At 61.6% G+C, this 11,608-nt stretch carries 8 protein-coding genes and 3 pseudogenes; 3 read left to right on the top strand and 8 right to left on the bottom strand.

Translation table 11 applies throughout. The features are described from left to right. Nucleotides 1–117 precede the first annotated feature (117 nt). The 6 genes and pseudogenes from VVT58_RS18900 to VVT58_RS18870 form a co-directional block, all read right to left on the bottom strand. Entirely contained in the window at nt 118–573 is a 456-nt protein-coding gene (locus VVT58_RS18900) for a nuclear transport factor 2 family protein (RefSeq protein ID WP_066563459.1), read from the bottom strand. 75 nt (nt 574–648) lie between these two features. Next, entirely contained in the window at nt 649–1,839 is a 1,191-nt protein-coding gene (locus VVT58_RS18895) for an L-lactate dehydrogenase (protein WP_327754484.1), read from the bottom strand. A gap of 98 nt (nt 1,840–1,937) precedes the next feature. Beyond that, nucleotides 1,938–2,229, bottom strand: a pseudogene (locus VVT58_RS18890) (3-keto-5-aminohexanoate cleavage protein); the annotation flags it as partial. Between the two features lie 210 nt (nt 2,230–2,439). Continuing rightward, a complete protein-coding gene (locus tag VVT58_RS18885) occupies nt 2,440–3,729 on the bottom strand; it encodes an MFS transporter (RefSeq protein WP_327754486.1) in 1,290 nt (429 codons plus the stop codon). Between the two features lie 115 nt (nt 3,730–3,844). Beyond that, a pseudogene (locus VVT58_RS18880) lies at nt 3,845–4,015 on the bottom strand (cation transporter); the annotation flags it as partial. Nucleotides 4,016–4,292: 277 nt separating this feature from the next. After that, nucleotides 4,293–4,946: a TetR family transcriptional regulator gene (locus tag VVT58_RS18870; protein ID WP_087575147.1), complete on the bottom strand. Its 654-nt coding sequence runs from the start codon at nt 4,944–4,946 to the stop codon at nt 4,293–4,295. A gap of 114 nt (nt 4,947–5,060) precedes the next feature. Between VVT58_RS18870 and VVT58_RS18865 the strand changes: the two genes are divergently transcribed. Then, the gene (locus VVT58_RS18865; protein WP_327754487.1) at nt 5,061–6,062 is read left to right on the top strand and encodes an NAD-dependent epimerase/dehydratase family protein; all 1,002 of its coding nucleotides are present in this window, start codon (nt 5,061–5,063) and stop codon (nt 6,060–6,062) included. Nucleotides 6,063–6,154: 92 nt separating this feature from the next. Here VVT58_RS18865 and VVT58_RS18860 read toward each other — a convergent pair. Continuing rightward, nucleotides 6,155–6,246, bottom strand: a pseudogene (locus tag VVT58_RS18860) (integrase core domain-containing protein); the annotation flags it as partial. 148 nt (nt 6,247–6,394) lie between these two features. On the opposite strand from VVT58_RS18860, the gene VVT58_RS18855 reads away from it, so the two are divergent. Next, nucleotides 6,395–8,665 carry a TonB-dependent receptor gene (locus VVT58_RS18855; RefSeq protein ID WP_352000095.1) on the top strand — a complete coding sequence of 757 codons (2,271 nt, stop codon included), beginning with the start codon at nt 6,395–6,397 and terminating at the stop codon, nt 8,663–8,665. Between the two features lie 127 nt (nt 8,666–8,792). Then, on the top strand, nt 8,793–10,577 hold the full coding sequence (locus VVT58_RS18850; protein WP_327754489.1) for a CocE/NonD family hydrolase: 1,785 nt from the start codon (nt 8,793–8,795) through the stop codon (nt 10,575–10,577). Between the two features lie 48 nt (nt 10,578–10,625). Here the strand turns inward: VVT58_RS18850 and VVT58_RS18845 are convergent, their stop codons facing one another. Then, on the bottom strand, nt 10,626–11,597 hold the full coding sequence (locus VVT58_RS18845) for a nitronate monooxygenase family protein (protein ID WP_066563473.1): 972 nt from the start codon (nt 11,595–11,597) through the stop codon (nt 10,626–10,628). Nucleotides 11,598–11,608: the final 11 nt, after the last annotated feature.

The following is an 11,608-nucleotide window of genomic DNA, read 5'->3' as shown; positions in this document are numbered from 1 at the left end:
TGCCGCAATCTCTCCTGGGCATGACCCGACAGCGGACCACGCAGCCGTCTTGCACAGGCAGCATCGTCCGTCCCAGTCCGGCATGCGGCAGGTCGGACAGTGAGGGCGTCGCTGACCTCAGGCCGCCAGCGGCCATCCCTCGAAAAACTCGGGCGGCGCGGCGCCGATGTCCAGCGAGGGAATGCGACGTGCCATCTTGTGCAGCGAAACCCGCCAGCCTTTGGGCGTTCGCCGCAGAATGTGGAGATATTCTCCGTTGACCATGCGACCATCACCGAAATGGGTGATGTAGCGGCTGCGCACCCGTACATGTCCGTCCTTGTCCATACGAACGATCGAGCCCAGGATATGATGATCGGCGACGATGCCATTATCCACGGCGTCCTGGAGCAAGGCGCGATAGACGTCGATCCCGTTCAACCCCTTTGGACCACCAACATAGGTCCAGTCGAACTGCACGTCCTCGGTAAACACATCGTCGAACAAGTCGAACCGCTTGTTGTCGTTGATGAATGCCCAAAGATGAAGCACTTCATTGATTTTGACGATATCGTCGGCCTGCAGAATATCCACCTGGTATCTCCTTGATATGGTCATCCAATGTCATCGATATCGCATGCATCATCGAAGGACCGGGCAGCTTTGGCTTCAGCCCGGATCCACACCATCGCGGTGAAGATCGGAAAGCGCGTCATCGCTCTCCATGTCGAACAGCGAATGGTCGGCGTCGCGCAGCACCCGGCATCCCGTCAGGGTCATGGCCACACGCAGCTCGGCCTTGAGAGCCTGGAGCATGGCGGCAACGCCGCGTTCGCCGCCGGCTGCGAGCGCAAACGCCCAGGCCCGTCCGAGCAGACATCCGTCGGCGCCGGCCGCAAGCGCCTTCACGATATCCAGGCCCGACCGCAGCCCGCCATCGATCAGCACCGGCCCTCGGCCGCCGACCGCATCCACCACCGCAGGCAATGCCGCGATGCTTGAGGCCACGCCGTCCAGCTGACGCCCCCCATGGTTGGAAACGACCACGCCGTCGGCCCCGGCTTCGAAGGCCGCGACGGCATCTTCCGGGCACAGCACGCCCTTGATCAGGATGCGGCCCGGCCAGCGGGAGCGCACCCAGCTCAAATCGTCCCAATTGGTGCTGCAGTCGAAATTCTCACGAATCCAGCTCCAATAATCGCCAAGACCCTTCTTGCCGGGAATGGCCGCGGCGAAGTTTCCGAAGCCATGCGGGCGGCCGCGCAGATATACGTCCCACAGCCACGCGGGATGCGCCATGCCCTGCCAGGTCTGCCGCGCCAGACCCCGCAGACCCGTGTCGTAGAGTCCCGATCGCGCATCGCGATAGCGGATGCCCGGCAGCGGCATATCGACCGTGAATACCAACGTCTGCGCGCCCGCCGCCAGAACGCGATCGATCAGATCCCCCATATAGGCGCGGTCCCGGATCATGTAGAGCTGGAACCAGGGCGTAGTGCCGCTATCGCGCCGAACCTCCTCATAATCGCAGACCGAGACGGCAGACAGGCAGAACGGCACGCCTTCCGCCGCCGCCGCGCGCGCCGCCTGGACCTCTCCCCGCCGCGCATACATGCCCGCAAAGCCGACCGGACCCAGGGCGACGGGAATCGATGCGGGTGTACCAGCGATATCCGCGCACATATCCAGATCGGACATGTCGCGCATGACACGCTGCTTGAGCCGAAGCCGGGCAAGGTCGGCGTGGTTCGCCTTCAAGGTGCGCTCGTCGAAGGCGCCGCTGTCTATATATTCAAAGAGCATGTGCGGCAGCCGCCGACGGGCGGCTGCGCGCTGTTCGTCATATGTTGGCAAGGCCAATCACCGCACTCCCGATATGTCGATCACATTGACCGTCCGCATCGATGCGCAACGCGGCGGGATCAGGTCTGCCATAATGCTCCGCCCTCATCCACCTTCTAAGCGAACGATACGGCATTTCGCCCCTTGAGTCCCAGCATGCTGCGGGTTTCGTCCGGCGTCGCGGGCTTGAAGCCAAGCTCGTCGAGAATGGTGACGATCTTGCGCACTTGATCGGCATCTGATTGCGCCCGCACCCAGGACCGACCAGCAATAATCCTCACCGAACACGGACTGAATGAGCAGCGGCCCCTTCAAAATCCCGCGATCGAGGAAATGAGCGGCGGTATAGACGTGGCCGATATCGTAACATTCGATTTCGCACTTGGTGTCTGACGGAAGTACGGATTGCGCGCTTTCAAGGCCATGGACGCTGCCGCTAGCGTCCGACCCCACGCCCCCCCTCAATCGTCAGTTGGGCTTCGTGAAATAATCGACGATGACAGCGTTCATCTCGTGAGCCATCGGCATGGTCGTCAGGCGATTGACGCCGCTGACCGGAAGAATGACGCCAATAATATAGGTAGGAGCCGACAGAAACACGACTGTGTCGGCAGCCGCTCAGGCGAGGGCGAAGGCCTTGCTCCGCCCGCGATTGATCAACAGCACCAGTCCCGCGCCGATCAGACACAATATGCCCGCCGCCACGAAGGCGGGCATATAGCTGTGCCAGACCGTGCGGGAAAGGCCGCCCGCCAGCGCCGCACTCGCCGCGCCAAGCTGATGCCCGGCGAAGATCCAGCCGAACACGACATTGGTCCGCTCCGCCCCGAAGCGCTGCGCCGTCAGCTTAACCGTCGGCGGCACCGTGGCGACCCAGTCCAGGCCATAGAACATCGCGAAGACCGACAGGCTGTAGAGCGAGAAATCGCTGAACGGCAGATAGAGCAGCGACAGGCCGCGCAGACCATAATACCAGAATAGCAGCCAGCGATTGTCGAACCTGTCCGACAGCCAGCCTGACGCCAGCGTGCCCGCGAAATCGAACAGGCCCATCATCGCCAGCATCGACGCCGCGCCTACCGCCGCCAGCCCATAATCGCCGCAAAGCGCAATGAAATGCGTCTGGACCAGACCGTTGGTGCTGGCGCCGCAAATGTAGAAGGAGAAGAACAATATCCAGAAGCTCGGCACCCGCGCGGCATCGGCCAATATGTGGAGCGGGCTCATCAGCAGGGCGCCAAAGCTGGCGGGCTGCGGCGGGGCCGGATGCACCTCCCTCTCGCCATAGGGCGGCAGGCAGAGGTCGGCGGGGCGGTCGCGCATCAGCAGCAGCACGACCATCGCCGCCAGCAGGATCGCGCCGCACACCAGCAAGACCGAAGCGCGCCAGCCGAAATGCTCCGTCAGCCCGGCAAGCAGCGGCAGGAAGGCCAATTGGCCGGTGGCCGTGCTGGCGGACAACAGCCCCATGACCAGACCCCGCCTGTGGGTGAACCAACGCGTGGCGACGGTGGCGCCCAGCACGATCGCGGTCAGGCCGGTGCCGATGCCGATGACGACGCCCCAGAGCAGCACGAGCTGCCACAGCTCGGTCATGCCCATCGACAGCAACAGGCCGACGATGATGATGGACAGCGAAATCAGCATCATCCGCCGCACGCCGAAACGGTTCATGAAGGCGGCGGCGAACGGCCCCATACTGCCGAAGAGGAGGAAACGGATGGCCAGCGCGCCTGAAATATCCGCCGCGCTCCAGCCATATTCCTTTTGCAAGGGAATGATGAACACGCCGGGCGCGCCCACGGCCCCCGCGACGACCAGCATCGTGAGAAAGGTGGCGGCCAGCACTGCCCAGCCATAATGAATATGTCTCGCGCCCATATGGCGGGCGAGGGTCGCTGACAGCATGAAGGCCTCTGTTCCGGAAGGATCGACCGGCGTTAGATGATGTTCATCATGGCAAGGTCAAGGGGCCAGTTGGCGCAATCTGGACATGCAGGCCAGCCAGCGCGCTGGTTAGGCGCTATCGCGGGTCAGGCGCGGGGCGCGGCAGGACCAGGGCATCCTCCCGCTTTTCCGGACGGATGTAGATGGAGGTGAGTTCGGGAATCGCCCGCTTCATCTCGCTCTCCATCTCCTCGATCAGACTTTCCGCCCGGCCCATGCGCAGGTCGTCGGCAAAATCAGCGCTGATGCCCCAGTGCATGCCGATCGCGGCCTTCGCTTCGAGATCACACAGAATCTGGATGGCTTCTTCAGAGTTCACATGCTGAGCCGCCATGAACCAGCGCGGATCATGAAGCCACCCCATAGCGCCATCCGGCGGTCGCCAGGGTCTCGAGACGACCAGTGGTTGGCCGGAACGATGTGAACCTCGCAGGTCGGACCGACAGGAATGACGTCCCACAGTCGCGGTTCTTATGAAATGATCGCTCGTCGGGCCATAATAATAGATGTTCGAACGCGACACTTCAGATCGGCTCTGGCGCGGCGGCACCTTCAACATGCACGCCGCCTGCGTAGCGGATGCCCGCCTCGAAGGCGCGCGCCAGTGTGGCTATGGTCGCGCGCAGCATCTCCTCGATCGGCGCTCCGGCGGCCACAAGCTGCGCAACGAACGCGGGGTGGACATATATCATCCCGGCATCCCGAACGACGCCCGCCGCGAGATCCACATCGTCAACCTTCCATTCGCCGCGCTGGACCGCCTTTTCGATCAGCCGGGCGATCAACGCCGTGATGCGGTCCGCATAGGCGGCGATCATGTCAGGCCGTTCCACGACGATGCGGCGATACAGGTTGTGAATTTCCTGGTCGCCCTCGAACCGCTCGCGTTTGCGACGATGCAGGTCGAGCAGCATCGCCGTCAGCTTTTCGGCGGCAGGACCGTCCGTCTCCACATGTTTGGCGGCCAGCCTGGCTTCGTCTTCCATCGCTTCCTGAACAATGGCGTCCATGATCGCGCTCTTCGAAGGATAGAAGCGATACAGCGCGGCGTGGCTGACGCCCATTGCGCGGGCAATATCGACCACATTGGTCTTGCTTTCGCCGAAACGGCGGACCTGCCGCTTCGCGGTTTCCAGCACCGTGAGGGCAGAGAGAGGCCGGTCGGATTGCACGGACATCGGAGCGATATGCACCACAACCCGAGCGTCAGCAATAAGGAAGTTACATATAACTAATATTGTAAGTTGTATGATGCGTTGTTATCTCCGGCTGAGTTAGTGGAGATCGGAGATATGAAAACCGCATTCGTGACCGGGGCCACCGGACTGCTGGGGCGCCACCTTGTCCGGAATCTGGTCGAGCAGGGCTGGACCGTGCGAGCGTTGCATCGCTCACCCGGCGATGCGGCAGCGCTGCGGGAGATCGGCGCCCAGCCGGTCGCCGGCGATCTTAACGATCTCGCCAGCCTTCGCGATGGGATGGCGGGCGCCGCCGTCGTCTTTCATGCGGCTGCCCTGTTTACCATGTGGGCCGCGCTTGCCGACTTCAAGCGCGTCAATATCGAAGGGACTTCCCATATGCTGGCCGCCGCCCAGGCTGAAGGCGTGGAGTGTTTCGTGTATATCAGCGCGGCTGGCGTCGTAATGGGTGAAGGAAAGCCGATGCGCGACGTAACCGAGGACGCGCCACTCGCTTATCCGTCCTGGGCGCCCTATCTTTCGACCAAAGCGCGCGCGCAGGAACTTGTCTTGGAAGCGAACAAGATCTCCGGCATTCGCACGGCCGTCATCATGCCGCCCATGATCTGGGGCCGGGGCATGCATATGCTCGACAATATCGTCAAAAATGTTGCGGAGGGGCGGTTCAGATGGCCGGCCGGCGGCGAACAGATGATGTCGACGGCGCATGTCGACAATGTTTGCGCGTGCGCCATTCTGGCCGCCGAAAAATCGCCGGGAGGCCGCGCCTATTTCGTTTCGGACGGCAAGAACCAGTCGATGCGCGCAGTGCTGTCCGATCTGCTCTCCACCCGTGGCGTTGTAGTGAAGGCCGCCAACGCTCCTCTCGACATGGCATGGCGAATGGCGACGGTTATGGAATTCATATGGCGGACCTTCCGGCGATCGGGTGAACCGCCGCTGACCCGGCAAATGCTTCGACTGGTTGGTTATGATTTCACAGTATCGAACCAGAGGGCACGTGATGAACTGGGTTATCAGCCTGTGACGAACTGGGCCGGAGGCTTGGCGGAAATGCGCGCCTCGGGCGGATCATCAAGTACCCGTTGCCATTGAAAGCGCTGTCAATTTAACGCGAAGTCCTCTCCACCCAATGCATTTCGGGCTTTGGAGGCGCCTTCTCCGTTTGCAATGCTCCGCCGCTATATAGGGCGGCCGGTGTTGTAATGGCGCCGCCAAGCTTCGATCAGCACCCCGGCCTCGCGAGGCTGTAAAAGATTTCACCGCCGAGCAGTTCCTCATATTTGAACTGCGCGCCACGGCGAACGCCAGGCACTCCCTGCTAGCCTCGTCGATGACTGATTTTCCATTCACGCTCGTGCGAGAAATTATCACCCCCGCTTTGCGAATAACCATCATTCCAGAGGAATGCGGAGACGCATTAAAAGATGGAGACACCAATGAATGAGGAGGGGAAATTGCGTCATCGATTGATTGTTGCCATCTGCGGAACATGTGCGTCGCACGCCGCGCTGGCTCAAGCGGACGTGTCGCCGGTCCAACCGGCGGCCAGTGCGGCGCGACCCGCGCAAGACGCATCGTCGCAAAGCCTCGGCGACATCATTGTCACTGCATCGCGCCGAAGCGACACGGTTCGGAAGACCCCCATCGCTGTGTCTGCCTATGCCGGACAAAAGCTTGAGGCCGCCCAGACGAAGAGCCTCAATGATCTGGTCGGGCCAAGCCCGAACATCCAGATCGGCAACAGCTATAATTCGTCGAACATCACGATTCGCGGCATCGGCAATCAGCAGATCAACGCGGGCCAGGATTCGGGCGTCGCGATCCATTCCGATGGTGTCTATATCGGTCAGCCTTCGCTGACCCTTGCCACCTTCCTCGATCTCGCGCGCGTGGAAATCCTTCGCGGTCCGCAGGGCACCCTGTTCGGGCGCAATGCCACCGGAGGTGTCATCAACGTGGTTCCGAACGAACCGACGGCAGAGACGCATTACGGCTTTGACCTGACGGCGGGCGTCAGCCCCGTCCTGTTCCAGCTATCCGGCTTCGTCAACGGCGCGCTCAACGAGTCGGGGACGCTCAGCGGTCGCGTAGCCGCGCAGCAGACATATAATAGCGGGTTCACGCGCAATCTGCTTCCCAATGGCCCCAACCGGCTGGACGACGCGAAGAACCAGTCCATCCGCGGTCAAATCAAGTGGGTACCTTCCGACACGTTCAATGCGCGGATTCTGGTCGAATATGCCAATGACGATTCCAACGGGCCGGCGAGCTTCCTGGAAGGAACGCCCGATCCGACCATTCCACTCCCGTCGATCCTCGTCGGGCAGTCGCGTGGTGATGTCGGCAAGCGGGAAGTGTTCGCGAACATCAACTATCGCAAGGTTCACGCTTTCAATGCCAACCTGACCTTGAACTGGGCGCTGGGTGGCGGAAACCTGAAGGCTCTCCTCTCCTATGCAGACTCCAAGCTGCTGAATGTATCGGACGGCGACGGCACCGCGGCGGAGGATACATATGCGTCCTTTAAGAACACGGCGCGCCAGACCTACAACGAACTGATCTACACCTCGGACAATGCGAAGCCATTCACCTATCTGCTCGGCGTCAATTATTTCCGGGAGCATCTGGAACAGGCGATCGAGGTTCCCATCGCCGAAGCCCCGTTAGGGGGCGGCGTGGTGCTCAACGACATCACAGTGTTCGGCGGAGCCGTTCCGCTCATCACGACCTCTTACGCAGCGTTCGGGCGCGCCCAATATGCCTTCACGCCCGATTTCAAGCTGTTCGCCGGGCTGCGCTACACTCGCGACAAGAAATCGATCGTTCAGTATAATAATTTTATCAATGGCGGCGCACTCCAGTCGTCATCCTCGAAATGGGACCGGCTGACTTACGAAATTGGCGCTTCATACGCGTTCAGCCAGACTCTCGACGGCTATCTCAAATATTCGACCGGCTTCAAGGGCGGCGGCTATTCGGCGGGTACCCTGGCTCCGTCCTTCCGGCCGGAAACCAATGCCAACTACGAAGCGGGGCTGAAGGGCAACTTCTTCAACCGGGCACTGCAAGCCAATCTTGCCGCCTTCTACATGAAGTATGACGACTTGCAGGTGAACCAGATCGTCGGCGTCTCCTCCTCTGTGACCAACGCGGCCAAGGCGACGGTCTATGGTGTCGAGCTGGAAACCTCCTTGCGTCTGACTGATGCGTTCCGCATCGACTGGTCCGGCGCCTATCTGAATGCGACGTTCGACCAGTTCCAGACGGCGGACTCGTCCCGGCCCAACACGTGCGATCCGGGCACCGGCGTTGGCACGGTTCCCTGCTCGCTCGACCTGTCGGGCAACGCGTTGCCGCAGTCGCCCAAATATACGAGCAGCCTTGGCGGCTATTACGACTTCGCGACCTCATCAGGCAAAGTCACCTTCGGCGCCCGCTACGACTGGAAGTCCCGCGTCTATTTCACCGAGTTCAACCTGCCGATCTCCTCCCAGAAGTCGGTGGGCAAGCTCAACCTGTTCCTGAACTATGAGAGCGAGAACGGGCGCTTGACGGGCAGCCTGTTCGTCAAGAACGTGACGGACGAACAGGTGAAGGGCAACGTCATCGTCGTGTCCTCCATCATCGGCTCGCTCGCGCTCGGTCAATATCAGCCGGGACGCCAGGTGGGCATGTCTGTGGGCTATCATTTCTAGTCGGATCTGCGCATCCGATCGAAATAATGAACAGGAAATTCTGGCCGGCGAAGCATGCTTTGCCGGCCAGAATGCCTCTTTTTGGAGGCGCTGGTGTGACCAAGCAGTTTCTGGAGTTTGCGTGACTATGTCGTCCTTTGATCAAGATGCCGCTCCGAAGGACGTGGTGATCCACTATGACGTTCCGTGCGCCCTGAGCGACGGGACGGTGCTCCGGGCCGATGTGGCGCGGCCGGCGGGAGAAGGGCGATGGCCGGTCATTCTCGCACGCACGCCCTATGGCAAAGCGGTAGCGCCGGGGTTCACGACCGACCTGACGCACGGTGCCCGGCATGGATATGTCACCATCATCCAGGATGTGCGGGGACGCGGAACGTCGGACGGCAAGGCCGATTTCCAGCCATGGGTAGACGAAGGACAGGACGGCGCGGAGGCGGTCGAATGGGCCGCCGCCCTCCCCTATTCCAACGGCAAGGTCTATATGAGCGGCCCTTCCTATTTGGGGTTCGTGCAATGGGCGGCAGCGGCGGAGCAGCCATTCTCCCTCCAGGCTATCAATCCCATCGTTCCGGTGGGCTGGTTCAACCGCTCGTTCATCTATTGCGGCGGCGTCTTCGAACTTGAACTCAATGGCTATTGGTGGACCATGATCGGCGTGGAAGCGCTCATGCGCCGCGACTGGGATTCCCCCGAAGCCAAGGGCGCGGCGGTCGGACGCGCAGGGGGCGCCCTCGAAACACTGGCGCGCGACGGCGGTTACGACCATCTCCCCCTCGGTCGCTTCGAACCGGCAGCGAGCAGTGTGCAGGGCGCTCAGCTTTTTGATCTGCTGGAGAAACGCGCCGATGATCCTTCCATGAAGGCCAGCACGCGGGCGAACGAGTATGAGAACATCACCGTGCCCGCGCTGATCGTCGCGGGCTGGTATGACATATTCATCCGAGGCTCGATCGACCAGTTCGTCGGCATGCGTGCGAGAGGCGGCAGCGAAGCCGCGCGACAGAAAAGCCGGTTGATCGTCGGCCCCTGGGCGCATCATCCGCAGAGCAAGATGACGGGCGAACAGATTTCGCCCGGTTCCGCCGCTATCCAGGCGCTCAACCCCTTTGGCCATATGGGCCTTGCCGCCCGCTATTTTTCCGAGCTGGACGACGCGGATAACGCAGAAGCGCCCATCAAGATCTGGGTCATGGGCGCGAACAGGTGGCGTGACGAACAGGAATGGCCGATCGCGCGGACCATTGTAACGCCCTGTTATTTATCGAGCGGCGGCAAGGCCAATAGCGGTCAGGGGGACGGCGTCCTGTCGCTGCGGCAGGACGGCGGCGGCCCGCCCGACGCCTTCGTCTACGATCCCGCTAATCCTGTGCCCACGCGCGGTGGCGCCGTGTTCGGCGTAAGCTGCGTCCCAGGCGGCAGCGACCAGAATGTGATCGAGAAACGCGATGACATATTGGTCTATAAATCCGACATTCTAGAACAGGATCTCGAAGTTACGGGGACGCCGATTGTCGAACTGTGGGTGACGACCGATATGGTCGACACCGATTTCGTGGCCCGGCTGGTCGATGTTCATCCGGATGGCACGGCACGCCTCATCACTGATGGCATCATTCGCGCCCGCTACCGCGACAATCCCGACGACCTAACCCATCAGGCAGCGCCGCTGGAACCCGGCAAGCCCTATTTGCTGCGCATCGAACTTTTGCCGACGAGCAACCTGTTCAAGGCGGGCCATCGATTGCAGCTTGATGTCACCAGCAGTTGCTTCCCGCGCTGGGCGAGAAATCTCAACATCTGGGATGAATGGGGCGGCACGTTGGCCGACGCCAAGGTTGCGCATCAGCAGGTGCTTCATGATGAAGCGCATCCCTCCCGCGTCTTGCTGCCCATCATCCCGGCGGCAAGCTGAACCGCGCGCCTGTTTGAGCGCCCCTGCCGGGGGCGCTCATGATGCCGATCAGAAGACCGCCGCCAGCCGCTCTTTGGTGATGGACTTCGCTTCCGCGACGATGCGGTCGATAAGTTGCTTGACGGTCGGGATGTCGTCGATCAGTCCGGCGACCATGCCGCAACTCCAGGCTCCGGCATCGACATCGCCATCGACCATGATCCGGTAGTAGACACCCGCCACTTGCTCGGCAATGTCCTCGAACCGGATGCGGTCGCCCAGCGCCCGTTCCTTGTCGACGATCTGATCCACGGCCGGGTTGCGCAGCACGCGTTCAGTGTTCCTGAGCGGGCGCATGATAAGGCGCGTGTCCCGCTCGCCAGCCTGCACGATCGCCTGCTTGACGCGATCATGCACCGGCGCCTCCTGCGTCGCCACGAAGCGTGTGCCCAAATTCATGCCATCCGCGCCCAGCGCGAGCGCGGCGACGAGGGACTTGCCGTCCGCCATTCCGCCTGACGCGATGAAGGGCACAGAAAGCGCTTTTGCCGCCAGCGGCAGCAAGATCAGGCCCGGAACGTCATCCTCGCCGGGATGGCCGCCGCATTCGAAACCATCGACGCTGACGGCGTCGCATCCGATGTCCTGCGCCTTCAGCGCATGGCGGATCGAGGTGCATTTATGGATGACCTTGACGCCCGCCGCCTTGAGCGTCGGCAGATGCTCCACGGGATTATTCCCCGCGGTTTCCACGACGGGGATGCCCTTCTCGCAGATGACCTTTACATAGCCCGGATAGTCGGGCGCGTTCACCACCGGCAAGAAAGTCAGATTGACCCCGAACGGCTTGTCGGTCATCGCGCGGCATCGGTCGATTTCCGCCGCCAGATCGGCAGGCGTCCGCTGCGTCAGCGCTGTCAATATGCCAAGGCCGCCAGCTTGCGAAACAGCCGCCGCCAATTCGGCCTTGCCGACAAAATGCATGCCGCCCTGAACGATGGGATACCGAATTCCGAATAATTGAGTAATGCGTGTCTGCATGGGGATTTCCT

The sequence above is a fragment of the Sphingobium sp. SJ10-10 genome (assembly GCF_036038995.2).
Taxonomy (GTDB): Bacteria; Pseudomonadota; Alphaproteobacteria; order Sphingomonadales; family Sphingomonadaceae; genus Sphingobium.
The sequence above is the reverse complement of the archived record's forward strand: the minus strand, read 5'-3'. Positions and strand labels throughout refer to the sequence as shown.

Coding starts and splice junctions, on each gene's coding strand:
- VVT58_RS18850 (WP_327754489.1), top strand. CDS start 8,793: ATGTCGTCCTTTGATCAAGATGCCGCTCCGAAGGACGTGGTGATCCAC.
- VVT58_RS18845 (WP_066563473.1), bottom strand. CDS start 11,597: ATGCAGACACGCATTACTCAATTATTCGGAATTCGGTATCCCATCGTT.
- VVT58_RS18855 (WP_352000095.1), top strand. CDS start 6,395: ATGGAGACACCAATGAATGAGGAGGGGAAATTGCGTCATCGATTGATT.
- VVT58_RS18885 (WP_327754486.1), bottom strand. CDS start 3,729: ATGCTGTCAGCGACCCTCGCCCGCCATATGGGCGCGAGACATATTCAT.
- VVT58_RS18865 (WP_327754487.1), top strand. CDS start 5,061: ATGAAAACCGCATTCGTGACCGGGGCCACCGGACTGCTGGGGCGCCAC.
- VVT58_RS18870 (WP_087575147.1), bottom strand. CDS start 4,946: ATGTCCGTGCAATCCGACCGGCCTCTCTCTGCCCTCACGGTGCTGGAA.